The sequence below is a fragment of the Providencia sp. PROV182 genome (genome assembly GCF_028480325.1).
GTDB lineage: Bacteria > Pseudomonadota > Gammaproteobacteria > Enterobacterales > Enterobacteriaceae > Providencia > Providencia hangzhouensis.
Genome location: NZ_JAMPOL010000011.1, coordinates 1 through 15888, shown reverse-complemented (window position 1 = coordinate 15888; position 15888 = coordinate 1). Strand labels below are relative to the sequence as shown.

Annotated in this window: 14 protein-coding genes and 1 other annotated feature; of the genes, 11 read left to right on the top strand and 3 right to left on the bottom strand. The window is 41.2% G+C overall.

The annotated features are described in order from the left end of the window. The first annotated feature begins 172 nt into the window (after positions 1-172). From ffh to PR834_RS09335, 8 genes are all read left to right on the top strand, one after another. Positions 173-1534, top strand: a complete 1362-nt coding sequence (gene ffh / locus PR834_RS09370) for a signal recognition particle protein (protein WP_004264822.1) — start codon at positions 173-175, stop codon at positions 1532-1534. A 136-nt stretch (positions 1535-1670) separates the two neighbouring features. After that, the gene (gene rpsP, locus PR834_RS09365) at positions 1671-1919 is read left to right on the top strand and encodes a 30S ribosomal protein S16 (protein ID WP_004264823.1); all 249 of its coding nucleotides are present in this window, start codon (positions 1671-1673) and stop codon (positions 1917-1919) included. An 18-nt stretch (positions 1920-1937) separates the two neighbouring features. Then, a complete protein-coding gene (rimM, locus tag PR834_RS09360; protein ID WP_004264824.1) occupies positions 1938-2483 on the top strand; it encodes a ribosome maturation factor RimM in 546 nt (181 codons plus the stop codon). 38 nt (positions 2484-2521) lie between these two features. Beyond that, positions 2522-3286, top strand: a complete 765-nt coding sequence (gene trmD, locus PR834_RS09355) for a tRNA (guanosine(37)-N1)-methyltransferase TrmD (RefSeq protein WP_094962024.1) — start codon at positions 2522-2524, stop codon at positions 3284-3286. 41 nt (positions 3287-3327) lie between these two features. Next, a complete protein-coding gene (gene rplS / locus PR834_RS09350; RefSeq protein WP_004264827.1) occupies positions 3328-3681 on the top strand; it encodes a 50S ribosomal protein L19 in 354 nt (117 codons plus the stop codon). Positions 3682-4210: 529 nt separating this feature from the next. Next, positions 4211-5305 carry a 3-deoxy-7-phosphoheptulonate synthase gene (locus tag PR834_RS09345; RefSeq protein ID WP_094962023.1) on the top strand — a complete coding sequence of 365 codons (1095 nt, stop codon included), beginning with the start codon at positions 4211-4213 and terminating at the stop codon, positions 5303-5305. 13 nt (positions 5306-5318) lie between these two features. Beyond that, on the top strand, positions 5319-6440 hold the full coding sequence (gene tyrA, locus PR834_RS09340) for a bifunctional chorismate mutase/prephenate dehydrogenase (RefSeq protein WP_110592306.1): 1122 nt from the start codon (positions 5319-5321) through the stop codon (positions 6438-6440). Positions 6441-6754: 314 nt separating this feature from the next. After that, positions 6755-8323, top strand: coding sequence for a methyl-accepting chemotaxis protein (locus tag PR834_RS09335; RefSeq protein ID WP_272536613.1), 1569 nt, complete (start codon positions 6755-6757; stop codon positions 8321-8323). Between the two features lie 50 nt (positions 8324-8373). Here the strand turns inward: PR834_RS09335 and pheA are convergent, their stop codons facing one another. The 3 genes from pheA to bamD form a co-directional block, all read right to left on the bottom strand. After that, the gene (pheA, locus tag PR834_RS09330) at positions 8374-9546 is read right to left on the bottom strand and encodes a bifunctional chorismate mutase/prephenate dehydratase (RefSeq protein ID WP_004264832.1); all 1173 of its coding nucleotides are present in this window, start codon (positions 9544-9546) and stop codon (positions 8374-8376) included. Positions 9547-9572: 26 nt separating this feature from the next. Next, positions 9573-9690, bottom strand: a sequence feature (Phe leader region). Between the two features lie 140 nt (positions 9691-9830). Beyond that, on the bottom strand, positions 9831-10163 hold the full coding sequence (raiA, locus tag PR834_RS09325; RefSeq protein ID WP_036958924.1) for a ribosome-associated translation inhibitor RaiA: 333 nt from the start codon (positions 10161-10163) through the stop codon (positions 9831-9833). 315 nt (positions 10164-10478) lie between these two features. Then, positions 10479-11210 carry an outer membrane protein assembly factor BamD gene (gene bamD / locus PR834_RS09320; protein WP_004264835.1) on the bottom strand — a complete coding sequence of 244 codons (732 nt, stop codon included), beginning with the start codon at positions 11208-11210 and terminating at the stop codon, positions 10479-10481. 137 nt (positions 11211-11347) lie between these two features. Between bamD and rluD the strand changes: the two genes are divergently transcribed. The 3 genes from rluD to clpB all read left to right on the top strand — a co-directional run bounded on the left by rluD (position 11348) and on the right by clpB (position 15756). Beyond that, the gene (rluD, locus tag PR834_RS09315) at positions 11348-12325 is read left to right on the top strand and encodes a 23S rRNA pseudouridine(1911/1915/1917) synthase RluD (protein ID WP_004264836.1); all 978 of its coding nucleotides are present in this window, start codon (positions 11348-11350) and stop codon (positions 12323-12325) included. Beyond that, positions 12325-13059 (top strand): purine nucleoside phosphorylase YfiH, encoded by a 735-nt coding sequence (gene yfiH / locus PR834_RS09310; RefSeq protein WP_272536612.1) that lies wholly within the window; start codon positions 12325-12327, stop codon positions 13057-13059. Before rluD ends, yfiH begins: the two co-directional genes overlap by 1 nt. Before the next feature lie 123 nt (positions 13060-13182). Continuing rightward, the gene (gene clpB, locus PR834_RS09305) at positions 13183-15756 is read left to right on the top strand and encodes an ATP-dependent chaperone ClpB (protein ID WP_272536611.1); all 2574 of its coding nucleotides are present in this window, start codon (positions 13183-13185) and stop codon (positions 15754-15756) included. Positions 15757-15888 lie beyond the last annotated feature (132 nt).

Sequence of the window (15888 nt, the reverse complement as noted above, 5' to 3'; positions counted from 1 at the left end):
TACAATGGGGCATTATTTTGCCGCGATTATTTTTAGTGTTGGTTTCCCTTCATCATTGTGAAGGTATTGATGCTTATAATTCAAGTTGTTAGGTAACACGCACTTGAAATTATCTGTATTAGCAACCAGATCAGGCTGACATCGGCCCATCAACAGAATTGAGCTAAGACATATGTTTGATAATTTAACTGACAGACTATCGCGCACGTTGCGCAATATCAGTGGGCGTGGGCGTCTAACTGATGAAAATATTAAAGAAACACTACGCGAAGTTCGCATGGCCTTGCTGGAAGCTGACGTTGCTTTGCCAGTTGTCCGTGAATTCATTCAAAAAGTTAAAGAAAATGCCGTTGGGCAAGATGTCAATAAAAGTCTAACACCCGGCCAAGAGTTCATTAAAATAGTTCAAAATGAACTGACTAGGGCGATGGGGGACGAAAACCACCAACTTAATTTATCCGCACAACCTCCTGCTGTCGTTTTAATGGCAGGTTTGCAAGGTGCCGGTAAAACGACCAGTGTTGCAAAATTAGGTAAGCTCTTAAAAGAAAAGCAAAAGAAAAAAGTATTAGTTGTCTCTGCTGACGTTTATCGCCCTGCAGCGATTAAACAATTAGAGACATTAGCTGAAAGTGTTGGAATTGACTTTTTCCCTTCAGAAGTACAAGAAAAACCCGCTGTAATTGTTCAAAAAGCATTAAAACATGCACAATTGCAATTCTACGATGTGCTGTTAGTAGATACCGCGGGTCGCTTGCACGTCGACGAAGCGATGATGGAAGAAATCCAAGAAGTTCACCGCATTATTAAGCCAGTTGAAACCTTATTCGTCGTCGATGCGATGACAGGACAGGATGCGGCAAACACAGCGAAAGCGTTTAATGAAGCCTTGCCACTGACTGGGGTTGTGTTGACCAAGGTCGATGGTGATGCGCGAGGCGGTGCGGCGCTTTCTATTCGCGCAATTACAGGCAAACCCATTAAATTTCTAGGGGTTGGTGAAAAAACTGACGCCTTAGAACCATTCCATCCAGAGCGCGTCGCGTCTCGTATCCTTGGTATGGGTGATGTAATTTCTCTGATTGAAGAGATTGAGCATAAAGTTGACCGCGATGAAGCTGAAAAGCTGGCTAAAAAACTTAAAACAGGGGATGGCTTTGATTTAAATGACTTTTTAAGTCAATTAAAGCAAATGCGTAATATGGGCGGTATGGCGAGCATGATGAGCAAAATGCCCGGGATGTCTCAGTTACCGGATGCCGTTAAGTCCCAAATGGATGATAAAATCACCGTTCGTATGGAAGCGATGATTAATTCCATGACACGTAAAGAACGTGAAAAACCGGAAATTATTAAAGGTTCGCGAAAACGTCGTATTGCGGCAGGTTCGGGAACTACCGTGCAAGAAGTTAATCGCCTCTTAAAACAATTTGATGACATGCAACGCATGATGAAGAAAATGAAAAAAGGCGGTCTAGCCAAGATGATGCGCGGCATGAAGGGTATGATGCCACCGGGTTTTCCGGGGCGTTAAGCAATAAAGCCTCAAACAAAACGCACTTTTGATTGATTTTTGCGTCAAAGTGAGTAAACTTTTCGGGCTTTTTATATGACAGCCGGACTCTATCCCTCGATGGAGTCTGGTTGTTTTGTTAACTAATGAGGATGTTATGGTAACAATTCGTTTATCTCGTGGCGGCGCTAAAAAACGTCCGTTCTACCAAATCGTTGTGACTGATAGCCGCAATGCGCGTGACGGTCGTTTCATTGAGCGTATCGGTTTCTTCAACCCGATCGCTGCAGGTCAAGCAGAAGAACTGCGTTTAGACCTGGACCGTGTTGAGCACTGGGTTGGCTTAGGCGCAACTATTTCTGACCGTGTTGCACAACTGGTCAAACAAGCTAAGAAAGCAGCTTAATCTGTCGCGGTGGTAACAATGAGCAAGCAAACTAAACTACAGCCACCTGAAAACCCAATTGTATTGGGGAAATTAGGTGCGGCATACGGTATTCGTGGTTGGCTCAAAGTTTTTTCGTCCACCGAACATGCTGAAAGTATTTTTGAGTATCAGCCTTGGTTTATCCAACGTTCAGGTCAATGGCAACACATTGAAATTGAAGATTGGAAACATCATAACAAGGATATCATTGTCAAGCTGAACGGGGTCGATGACCGCGATGCAGCCGCGCTTTTGACTAACTTTGAAATTGCGGTTGATTCAACCCAACTTCCTGAGTTAGAAAACGAATACTACTGGAAAGACCTGATGGGCTGCCAAGTAGTGACGTTACAAGGCTATGACCTTGGTACCATCACTGACATGATGGAGACCGGTTCAAATGATGTGCTGGTCATTAAGGCGAATTTAAAAGATGCATTTGGCATCAAGGAGCGGTTGGTTCCGTTTCTTGATGGGCAGGTTATCAAGAAAGTCGATCTCGATGCCAAACTTATTGAAGTGGATTGGGATCCTGGTTTTTAAATCTCCGGTTGAACGGTTTTGATAAGTGGGACGAAATTATGTGGATTGGTGTAATTAGCCTGTTTCCCGAAATGTTCCGCGCAATAACCGAGTACGGGGTAACTGGTCGGGCAGTGAAAAATGGCCTGCTAACATTTGAGTGCTGGAATCCGCGAGATTTTACTCACGATAAGCACAAAACTGTTGATGATCGCCCCTATGGTGGTGGTCCAGGCATGCTGATGATGGTGCAACCGCTTAAGGATGCAATCAACGCAGCAAGAACTGAGGCTGGTGAGGGTGCAAAGGTTATTTATCTTTCACCGCAAGGGCGCAAACTTAGTCAAGACGGTGTTTGCGAGCTGGCAACCAATGAGAAATTGATTCTTGTTTGTGGCCGCTATGAAGGCATTGATGAGCGTATCATTCAAACCGAAGTTGACGAAGAATGGTCAATCGGTGATTACGTTCTCAGTGGCGGGGAACTTCCCGCGATGGTGTTGATTGACTCAGTTTCACGGTTTATACCGGGAGTACTTGGTCATCAAGCTTCTGCTCAAGAAGACTCTTTTGCAGATGGTTTGTTAGATTGTCCGCACTATACCCGCCCTGAAGTGTTAGATGGCATGCAAGTTCCTGATGTTTTACTTTCAGGAAACCACGCTAAAATAGATAGCTGGCGCATGAAACAATCACTCGGCCGTACCTGGCTTAGAAGACCTGAGCTTCTGGAAAGCCTAGCTCTGACTGACGAGCAGAGGATGTTGCTGGCTGAATTCCAACTGGAATATCAGTCTGAGCAACAAATGAATCCAGACAATTAATTGTCTAAACATATCAGTTTACCTAGGGTAAGAGAGTTATTATGAGCAACATTATTAAACAACTTGAACAAGAGCAAATGAAGCAGGACGTACCTTCATTCCGTCAGGGTGACACCGTGGAAGTTAAGGTATGGGTCGTAGAAGGCTCTAAAAAACGTCTGCAGGCATTCGAGGGCGTGGTTATCGCTATTCGTAACCGCGGTCTGCACTCTGCATTCACTGTTCGTAAAATTTCTAACGGCGAAGGTGTTGAGCGTGTATTCCAAACTCACTCTCCAGTCGTAGATAGCATTGCTGTTAAACGTCGTGGTGCTGTTCGCAGATCTAAACTGTACTACCTGCGTGAGCGTTCTGGTAAGGCAGCTCGTATAAAAGAGCGTCTGAACGCCAAGTAATACGCTTTCGCTACATCCGAAAGTTATGTTATGAGAGAGGCCCGCATTTGCGGGCCTTTTTATATTCGTCACTATATTCTTCATAATTCAAATTGTAGCCGTGTTGGTAGCACTCAGCTTCTCAGGTCACATACCTATATTCGTCATATTTCAAGTTGTAGCCGTGTTGGCTGCGTTCAGCCCCACAGGTCACATACTTGTGTATGCTCCCTGCGATGTCCTCACTTTGCCGCCTTGCTACAACTCGAACTATTTAGAATATAGCTGATAACTTATGCTTATCTGTAAATAAATACTTACAGATTGCTTGTTTTTCTTTGGTCTATTAAATTATTTTAATGTTAAATTAATGTAAAATTGTAATTTATTCAATTTATTATGGTAGTGTAAATAATTAAATACAGTAGTGGAAATATTTTACATAAATGGATTGAATTGTTTACGATGCATGGTATGTTATTACTCATACACCCAAACACAATACGTAAATAATAAACTAAGCAAATATAAGCTAATAAGTAGGTAAAAAATGATCATGCAAAAAGATGTACTCAACAACGTGAATATTCAAGACGAGCAGGTATTAATCACTCCTGAGAGTCTGAAAGAGAAATATCCGCTGAGTCGCAGCAACCTGCATGCCATTGCGACATCGCGCCAAGTGATTGCTGACATTATTCATCAACGCGACCCTCGCTTACTCGTGGTATGCGGCCCTTGCTCAATTCATGATGTGGATGCTGCTATTGAATATGGTGAGCGCCTGAAAGTATTAGCCGAAGAATTAAGTGATAGTTTATATATTGTGATGCGTGTGTATTTTGAAAAACCTCGTACAACCGTAGGTTGGAAAGGTTTGATTAGTGATCCATTTATGGATGGTTCTTTTGAAATGGAAAAAGGCCTACATATTGCTCGTGATTTGTTGACCAATTTAGTGAATATGGGGCTGCCATTAGCGACAGAAGCATTGGATCCTAACAATCCTCAATACTTAGGGGATTTATTCAGTTGGTCAGCCATTGGTGCAAGAACGACTGAGTCACAGACCCACCGTGAAATGGCATCTGGTTTATCTATGCCTGTTGGTTTCAAAAATGGAACCGATGGGAGTTTATCTACAGCGATTAATGCGTTAAAAGCAGCAGCGATGCCACACCGTTTTATGGGAATTAACCAATCTGGCCAAGTTTGTTTATTACATACCAAAGGTAATAGTAACGGACATGTCATTTTACGTGGTGGGAAAACGCCTAACTACAGTGCCGAAGACATTACGGCTTGTGAAGCGGAAATGAAAAAAGCAGGTTTAGAGCCGTCCCTTATGGTGGATTGTAGCCATGGAAACTCGAATAAAGATTACCGCCGTCAGCCATTAGTTGTTGATTCTATTATTGAACAAATTATTAATGGTAATGAATCAATTACAGGTATTATGCTAGAAAGTCATATTAATGAAGGGAATCAAACATCTGAACAAGCCCGTGACACAATGAAATACGGTGTGTCAGTGACAGATGCCTGCATTAACTGGCAAACGACGGAAACGGTATTGCGTAAATTACATCAAGCATTGTTGCCTGTGCTTGAACAACGTGCGCAAAAATTGAGTAAAGTGAGCTGATCAAGGTATTGGTATGTCTGTTGAGTTATCCCATTTACGGGAACAAATTGATGAAGTTGATAAATCGTTATTAGATTTATTAGCAAAAAGGCTGCAACTGGTTGCTGAAGTCGGTGAAGTGAAAAGCTTACATGGTTTACCGATTTATGTGCCTGAACGAGAAACAAGCATGTTGGCAGCACGTCGCGCCGAAGCTGAGCGTATGGGGATCCCACCTGATCTGATAGAGGATATTCTAAGGCGGATCATGCGCGAATCTTACGCACGTGAAAATGATAAAGGGTTTAAAACACTGAACCCATCAGCTGGCCCAATTGTGATTGTAGGTGGTGATGGGAAAATGGGGCGGTTATTTCACCGTCTCCTTAATTTATCAGGCTATCAGGTTAAGACATTAAACGAAGATGACTGGGCACAAGCAGAATCTATAGTTGCTGGTGCGAGCGTCGTGATGGTTAGTGTACCAATACATTTGACAGTACAAGTCATCAACCAGCTGCCTAAACTGGATAAAAGCACGGTCTTGATGGATATCGCATCGATTAAGCAACAGCCATTAGAAGCGATGTTAGCGGCCCATGATGGGCCAGTACTTGGGCTTCACCCGATGTTTGGTCCTGATATTGGTAGTGTTGCAAAGCAAGTATTTGCTTACTGTAATGGCCGTGGCTCGGAGTCTTATCAGTGGTTTCTTGAACAGTTATTAGTTTGGGGGGCACGTTTGAAAGAAATCTCAGCCGAAGAGCATGATAAAAACATGAGCTTTATTCAGGCATTACGCCACTTTACAACATTTACTTACGGGCGAAATCTTGCTGAGGAAAATATTGATTTACAGCAATTACTTGATTTATCATCGCCTATTTATCGTTTAGAGCTCGCGATGGTTGGGCGGCTGTTTGCTCAAGACCCTCAACTCTATGCAGACATTATTATGTCTTCAAATGAAAATGTTGAATTGATACGCAGATATCATCAATTGTTAGGTGATTCAATAGCGCTACTGGAGAAAAAAGATAAAGCGGAATTTATTCGCCAATTTAATCAAATTAGCCAGTGGTTCGGTGAAGATGCCCATCATTTTATGAAAGAAAGCCAATCATTACTGCAACGAGCAAACGATAATCGAAAATAATCATCCCGCCTTCTATCGTGTTTTATAGCGGTAGAGGGCTTTATTTTCTTGTTAATTTTTTGTTACCTTCTATGTTCTTCTATTTCAGTTAATCTCACCAAGAATGTTTATTTAAAATAGGTAATTGTACTTATCTATATAATTTCTATCGAATAATATGCTAATCAGATAAAAACTGAATTTATTCACTATCTAATTTCAAATTAATCAATTTTTAAAATCAATATTTATAAATCGATCGATTTATATGATAAAGATTTCACCTGTTTTACCGATAACACTACTCATTAAATGATGGTTAGCGTGGTAAATATATGTCTTTTAAAAATCTCAAAATTAGTATGAAGTTAACGGTAGCATTTGGTGGTTTTGTTGCGCTTATTATCCTAAGTTCACTTTTTTCTTTAGCCAATATGAACCGAGCTAATGATGGCATGAAACAAGTCCTGTATGAAAGTTATCCTATTGCCTCTACCGCAGGGCAAATGATGGATAACTTTTATTCTTTTATAGGGATCCAAGAGCTAATTTTACTTGATGATCGTGGTAGTGATAAACGCAGAGAAGAGTTGGCTAAAATTACATTAAAAATTAATGGATTGATGGAAAGCTTAGAAAATAACGTTACAGATGATCGCTCTAAAGAAGTCTTGGCTGATTTGCGTGTTATTCGCCAACAGTTTCATTCATCAATTACTCGCATCAATACCTTTTTATTAGAGAATAATCGCCAAGCTGCTATTGATGAAATGATGACTAAAACGTCTAGTATTCAACGTGATTATCGTGATCAAATTCAAACGCTAATGGCTATCCAAGATTTGGAAATGCAAGAGGTTGGCCGTAAAGTGAATGCGGATTATGAAAACAATAAACTATTACTAGCTGTGTTATCAATCTTGAGTATTGGCGCGGGCTGCGTAATGGGCTGGTATATTACGAACATTATCACAAGGCCATTGGAAAATGCGGTTAATTTCGCGCAGTCAATTGCAAATGGGGATCTGACTAAAGATATTCAGGTCACCTCAAAAGATGAAACGGGTGTATTGTTAAATGCACTTAATGATATGAAAGAGCACTTGCTGGAAATCGTTCAAGAGGTTCAACAAGGTTCTGAAAGTATTTCGGCAGCAGCAGGGCAAATTGTCGCGGGGAACCAAAACCTGGCGGCGCGCACCGAAGAACAGGCTGCATCAGTTGAAGAAACGGCCAGTTCAATGGAACAAATAACTTCAACCGTTCAAAACACGACTGAGCACACTCATGAAGCTAGCATGCTTGCAGACCAAGCGGCAATTATTGTACAAAACAATGGCGACATGATGAGTCAAGTAACGAATAAAATGCGTGCAATCAATGGATCATCATCACAGATGACAGAAATTATTAATCTAATAGACTCAATTGCATTTCAAACCAACATCTTAGCATTGAATGCATCCGTTGAAGCGGCAAGAGCCGGTGAACATGGGCGAGGCTTTGCCGTTGTTGCCGGAGAAGTGAGATTATTAGCACAAAAAAGTGCGGCTTCAGCGAGTGATATTCGTGGGTTGATTGAAAACTCATCGTCACAAACGCAAGAGGGTATGGAACTTGTTGAAAAAGCGACTCAGCAAATACATGGCATGGTTGATAGTGTAAAAGAGATGAATGCGTTACTACGTGAAATTGGGCAGGCTAGTCGTGAGCAAAGCGATGGAATTTCTCAAATCAATAGTGCAGTAGGGCAACTTGATTTAACCACACAACAAAATGCGAGTTTAGTTGAGGAATCTGTTGTCGCAGCGGACTCATTGAATGAACAGGCGTACCATTTGAAGGAACTAGTCAATTATTTCAGAGTCAAATCTTCGAATTATCAACCTGAAGTGAGAGCATAGTTTCAGTTTAGTAGGCTGCACTGAAAAAATGCAGCCTAATTATATTTTAATTAAGGCGTAATTTTTTCAGGTTCAACAGGAACCACATTTTCGGATGGGTAGCAGCCTAATATTTTAATTGACCTAGTAATTGTTGAAAGCTCTCTTAAAGCTTGTTGCATATTATCTGAACGTAAATTGGCATGCACATCAACATAAAACATCTCTTCCCATGGTTTTCCATTTATTGGGCGTGATTCTAACTTGCTCATGATTATCTTATTATTTTTCAAAATAACTAATGCATCAACTAAGGCACCAGCTTGTTGGCCAGTGGTCAGAAGCAGTGTTGTTTTAGCCGGTACTTGTTCAGTGACTTCAATTGGTTGTGGTGCAACAACAATAAAGCGTGTCATGTTAATTTGCTGATTAGCGAGATTATGCTCTATTACGCTTAAATCGTATAAGGCGCCACCGGCTTCACTTCCAAGTGCCGCGACACTCGGTGAGTTTTGGTCTGCGACCATTTGCATTGCAGTTGATGTGCTATCACAATATTTTATTTCCCAGTGTGGGAATTGCGCTAAGTATTGGCTGCATTGTTGGAAAGGCTGAGGGTGGCTATACACGGTTTTGATCTGGCTGAGATCGGTATTTCCTGTTGTTAAGAGGCAATGGTTAATTGGGAGCCGGATCTCTCCGACGATTGATAATGATGTATTTTGCAGTAAATCGTAAACATCGTTAATTGCGCCCGAACTGGTGTTTTCTATTGGTAAAATGCCATATTCCGCTTGCCCATTTTCAACTAATGAAAAAATATCTTGGAATTTATGGCAACTGCATTCAACTAGTTGGTCAAAATGACGGGCTGAGTACTGGCGTGCCGCAATGTGTGAATAAGAACCTTTCGGCCCTAAAAATGCGAAACGCGCGGTATCACTAGGGGTTAAATTTAAATGCTTTTGTAAAATAGCCTGTTGCGTAAGAACAGAGTCCTCAATAATCATCTGGAATAGGCGAGTGATATAAAAGCCATCAAGCCCTAGCGGTTTGCCTTTGTTGATTAAAACATCAAGAAGCTGGCGCTCACGGTCTTTATCACGAATAGGGCGGCTATCATCAATTTTTGTTTCAGCGACTTCAACAGCATAACCACGGCGCTTTGCTAAAAGATTTAGTAATTCACTATCCAGTTGACTTATTTTCTCTCTTACTTTTAATAAATTAGTGCTGTTTTCCATGCTGCCCACCCTGTTAATATCATGATATAAAAAAAGCCCCCTAGAGGGGGCTTTCTAATTTTGTCTTCTTTTCTTTCTCGAACGACAAAAGCCCCCAATTAGGAGTTGCTAAAGAAGAAAAAGAAAACAAAATTAAGATTCATATGAACACCTTTAGTCAGATTCAATTTAAATAAACCCGATACTCACTAAGAAGTCAATAGGTAAGGATCATAAACATAAAAAAACGCGCCCATGGTGAGCGCGTTTATAAGGTTCAAGATTAGTTGATAGATAATATAAAATTATAACGTAACAGTATTATTCGCTTCTTTTACACTATTATATGCTCTTCTTGATTCTCCTTTATGTTGCACTTTATTAAGTTGTCTTTCGAGTTTGTTAATTAGTTCATTAATTGCAACGTACATATCTTCATGCTTGGCACTTGCGACCAATTTTCCTGTCGCTGTTTTTATGTTGGCATCAACCATAAAACCTTGTGGCTCTTTTGATAATACGACATGCGTATTTATTAGAGATACTTGCCACTTATCGAGTTTTGTTAGACGGCTCTCAATGTGCTCACGAATCGCTGGGGTAATATCCATTTGTTTGCTAGTAATGTTCACTATCATATAGTTACCTCTCATTGTTTCCGTCTTTGTTGATTTCAGAATACCCGTTCTTGCTAAGAAAAAATTGATGTAGATCACATCTCATTCAGGGGAAGAGTAACAGCTATCTGAAGTGTGATTTCACATAAAAAAGGGGCGAAAAAGCATTGCCAAAATGAATGGATTAAGGGACACTGATTGGGTTGGCTAGGGGAACGGTAAATAGCCGGAACTTTTTTTGGGTTAAAATTAGTACCCTAAATGAGCAAGCAACTAAATCGCCGCTAGCAAAGAAAAACAGCAGCCTTGGCTGCTGTTTTAGATCGCACGATGATATTATTGTGGGTTTGCAGCAATAATACTCGCAACTTTATTCGCTTCTTGGTTTAGCCCCATCTCATTATAAGCAATTTCCATGTATGCTAAGGCATTACGTGTTGCTTCTGTGTCTGGGTAGTCTTTTAGCATTTGTTGAACACGATTAACAACCGCGACATAAGCACCGCGTTTGTTGTAGTATTCGACAACAGAAAGGTCGAATTTCGCTAAGCGGTCTTTTAAGAAGACTAATCGTTTACTCGCATCATTGGAGTATAAGCTGTTAGGATAGTAGCGAACTAACTGACTGAAATCTTTGAATGCAACTCGTGCATGCTGTGGGTCTCTGTCTGAGCGGTCAATACCAAAGAGGCCTTGCAATAAGCTATCATCCAGAGCCATCGCGGTTAAGCCTCGCATATAGAGGACATAATCAATATTTGGATGAGTTGGGTTCAAACGCATGAAACGGTCAATTGCGGCTATCGCCATTGGCAGCTCTGCTGATTTATAATATGCATAAATCAGGTCTAATTGAACCTGCTGAGCATATGGACCAAATGGATAACGGTTATCAAGAGCTTCAAATTGTTTAATCGCTGCTTTAAAATTGCCGTCCTGTAATTTTTGCTGACCCGTTGCATATATTTCAGCAGGGGTGCTATCAGGGCTGACTTCAGGAGTGCTGGAACAGCCGACTAAAATCAGGCTCAACGTGGCTGCAGCCACCAGATTTTTCATACGTATCATCACGTGTAGGTTATCCTCTGAGTGTTTCGAGGGAGTCTATCCATAAGGCTCCCGGCAAAATTCGAGTTACAATAGCATATATTTTAAATGAAACGGCACTGCCGTCAAAATACAAACACCAAAAAGTAGATTAATTTATGGCTCAACAAGTACAACTTAGTGCAACTATCGCTGAATCACAGCTTGGTCAACGTTTAGATCAGGCTTTGGCCGAATTGTTCCCTGATTATTCACGTTCTCGCATAAAAGAATGGATTTTAGCTGATAGAGTGCAGGTTAATGGCAAAGTTATCAATAAGCCAAAAGAAAAAGTTTTTGGCAGCGAACAAATTTTAATCGACGCCCTCATTGAAGAAGATAATCGCTGGGAACCACAAGATATCCCACTTAATGTGATTTATGAAGATGAAGATATCCTAATTATTAATAAACCGCGTGATTTAGTTGTCCACCCTGGAGCAGGAAATCCAGACGGTACAATTCTTAATGCGTTGTTATATCGTTATCCTGAAATTGCTGATGTGCCGAGAGCAGGTATTGTTCATCGTTTAGATAAAGACACGACAGGCTTAATGGTTGTCGCAAAAACAGTTCCAGCTCAAACACACCTTGTAGAAGCATTGCAACGTAGAGAAATTACGCGTGAATATGAAGCGGTTGCGGTCGGCCGTATGACAGCGGGTGGCATGGTAGAAGAACCTATCTCTCGTCATCCAACTAAACGAACCCATATGGCTGTGCACCCAATGGGCAAACCCGCTGTAACGCATTATCGTGTGATGGAACACTTTAGAGCCCATACTCGTTTACGTTTACGTCTGGAAACGGGCAGAACTCACCAAATTCGTGTTCATATGGCTCATATCAATCATCCATTAATTGGTGATCCTTTATACGGTGGCCGCCCGCGTCCACTAAAAGGGGCGACTGAAGAATTTTTAGAGGTCATGCGTAATTTTGATAGGCAAGCACTGCATGCCACCATGTTACGCTTATATCACCCAATCTCAGGTATTCAAATGGAGTGGCATGCACCGTTACCTGATGATATGGTTAAGCTTATAGAAGCTCTAAAAGCAGACACTGAACTGCATAAAGACGATATGGACTGGTAATGAATACATTGATTTTCCCTGATTGGCCGCAACCTAAAAACATAGCTAGCTGTAGTACAACTCGAGTGGGTGGTGTGAGCCTGCCACCTTTTGATAGCTTGAATCTAGGTGATCATGTTGGGGATATACCCAATGCCGTCAGTGAAAATCGTCAACGCCTTGAGGCGCTTGCTCAGCTACCACAACAACCAGTTTGGCTTGAGCAAGTTCATGGAACGGATGTGCTTCAGCTTGTTGGTGATAAAATTCATAATAGGCAAGCGGACGCCGTGTACAGTAATCAGGTTGGCCAAGTTTGTGCCATTATGACTGCGGATTGCTTGCCTGTGTTATTGACTAATCAAGCAGGAACGGAAGTGGCAGCAGCCCACGCAGGGTGGCGCGGGCTATGTCATGGGGTTCTTGAAAATACAATCAATCAATTTATTAGCCCTGCAAATGAAATTATCGCTTGGCTTGGCCCCGCTATTGGTGCTGAGAAATTTGAAGTCGGTAAGGAAGTCAAAGAGGCTTTTGTTAATCAATCATCTGATTTAGCCTCTGCTTTTGTTTCTTATAATGATAAATATCTCGCTGACATTTATTTATTAGCACGTAAAAAACTACGGGCTGCTGGCGTAACGAAGGTCTATGGTGGTGATTTTTGTACAGTAACAGATGAAAACAGATTTTTTTCCTATCGAAGGGAAGGAAAAACCGGCAGGATGGCTTCATTGATATGGATAAATACCTAGTATTGGGGTTTTGTTCTAAATTAACGGATATATCAAAAATAATTCCTTGCAAAACTTGAATATTTAAAAACTGACCTCATCTAGTATCCAGTAGCAAATTTAATCTCATTTATTGGAGGTGTTATGCGTCTGGACCGTTTAACTAATAAATTCCAGCAAGCTCTCGCTGACGCCCAATCACTAGCCCTTGGGCGCGAAAACCAGTTTATTGAACCTATTCATCTATTAAGTGCCCTGTTTAATCAAGAGGGTGGCACAGTTCGTCCATTGCTGACGACGTTAGGCGTGAATGCCGTACAATTCCAGCAAAAAGTCGAAGATGCATTAGGGCGTTTACCTCAAGTGCAAGGTGTTGCGGGAGATGTTCAACCATCAAGTGACTTAATGCGTCATTTGAATTTATGTGATCAGTTGGCACAAAAGCACGGAGATGAATTTATCTCCTCAGAATTATTTCTTGTCGCCGCTTTAGAAGCCAATACGACATTAGCAGACATGCTCAAAGCAGCAGGTGTTAATAAAGATAATTTAAAAAAGGCAATAGAACAGATGCGTGGTGGAGAAAAAGTGAATGACCAAAGCGCTGAAGACCAGCGCCAAGCCTTGAAAAAATATACGGTTGATTTAACTGAACGTGCAGAGCAAGGCAAATTAGACCCAGTAATTGGTCGAGATGAAGAAATACGTCGGACCATTCAAGTACTGCAACGTCGTACTAAAAATAACCCTGTGCTGATTGGTGAACCAGGTGTAGGTAAAACAGCAATTGTTGAAGGGTTAGCACAACGTATTGTTAATGGTGAAATTCCAGAAGGGTTAAAAAACAAACGTGTATTATCCCTTGATATGGGGGCGCTGATTGCGGGTGCGAAATATCGTGGTGAGTTTGAAGAGCGTCTGAAAGCTGTTCTAAATGATCTTGCCAAACAGGAAGGTAACGTCATTCTGTTTATTGATGAATTACACACCATGGTTGGTGCAGGTAAAGCAGATGGTGCGATGGATGCGGGTAACATGTTAAAACCTGCGTTGGCTCGCGGTGAATTACACTGTGTTGGCGCTACCACATTGGATGAGTATCGCCAATACATTGAGAAAGACCCTGCATTAGAGCGTCGTTTCCAAAAAGTGTATGTGGCTGAGCCATCCGTTGAAGACACAATTGCTATTTTACGTGGTTTAAAAGAACGTTATGAACTGCATCACCACGTGCAAATAACTGACCCTGCGATTGTGGCAGCGGCAACGTTATCGCATCGCTATATTACTGACCGTATGTTACCTGACAAAGCGATTGATTTAATTGATGAAGCGGGTGCAAGTTTACGTATGCAAATGGATTCGAAACCTGAATCCTTAGATAGGCTGGAACGCCGTATTATTCAGCTCAAACTTGAACAGCAAGCGCTGAAAAAAGAATCGGATGATGCAAGTAAAAAACGTCTTGAGATGTTAGAAGAAGAGCTCGCAGAGAAAGAACGTGAGTACTCTGCGTTAGAAGAAGAATGGAAAGCTGAAAAAGCATCATTAACAGGTACTCAGCATATTAAAGCTGAACTTGAAAATACACGTATCGAGATGGAAAAAGCACGCCGTATGGGTGATTTGGCAAAAATGTCCGAATTGCAATACGGTAAAATTCCAGAATTAGAGAAACAGCTTGAAGCGGCAACCAAAGCTGAAGGCAAAAGCATGAAACTGTTACGTAATAAAGTAACAGATGTCGAAATTGCTGAAATCTTAGCTCGTTGGACTGGCATCCCTGTATCTCGAATGCTAGAAAGTGAAAGAGAAAAGCTGTTACGTATGGAACAGCAACTCCATCAGCGTGTTATTGGACAAGATGAAGCGGTAGTTGCAGTATCGAATGCAATTCGTCGTAGTCGTGCAGGGTTATCAGACCCGAACCGCCCAATTGGCTCGTTTATGTTCTTAGGGCCAACAGGGGTAGGTAAAACTGAATTGTGTAAAGCGTTAGCAAATTTCATGTTTGATAGCGATGATGCAATGGTTCGTATCGATATGTCTGAATTTATGGAAAAACATACGGTATCACGTTTAGTGGGCGCACCTCCAGGGTATGTCGGTTACGAAGAAGGTGGGTATTTAACTGAAGCGGTTAGACGTCGTCCATATTCAGTCATTTTATTGGATGAAGTTGAAAAAGCACACCCTGATGTTTTCAACATTTTATTACAAGTGCTTGATGACGGGCGTTTAACGGATGGACAAGGTAGAACAGTGGACTTCCGTAATACGGTGATTATCATGACATCTAACTTGGGTTCTGACTTAATCCAAGAAAGATTTGGCATGATTGGTTACTCAGAAATGAAAGATATGGTGATGGAAGTGGTATCCCATAGTTTCAGACCTGAATTTATTAACCGTATAGATGAAGTTGTTGTATTCCATCCATTAGGTAAAGAGCAAATTACGAATATTGCCAATATTCAATTGGCTCGTTTATATAAACGTCTTGAAGAGCACGGTTATGAAGTCAGTGCGACACCTGCTGCACTGGAGAAAATTGGGGAGGCTGGTTTTGACCCAATCTTCGGAGCAAGGCCATTGAAACGCGCAATTCAGCAGGAAATTGAGAACCCTCTGGCACAAGAAATCTTGTCAGGTAAGTTATTACCAGGTAAACCTGTCGTTTTAGATGTAGAAAATGACGAAATCGTTGCTAAACAGTAATTGATATTATTGTAAAATCAAAAGGTGGCTATTGTTAGCCACCTTTTTTATATCAAATTACGTATAAAATCACTTTTTTTGCTTGATAATTGGGCGTAAAGTATAAAATATCACCACTTGAAATTTTTTTTC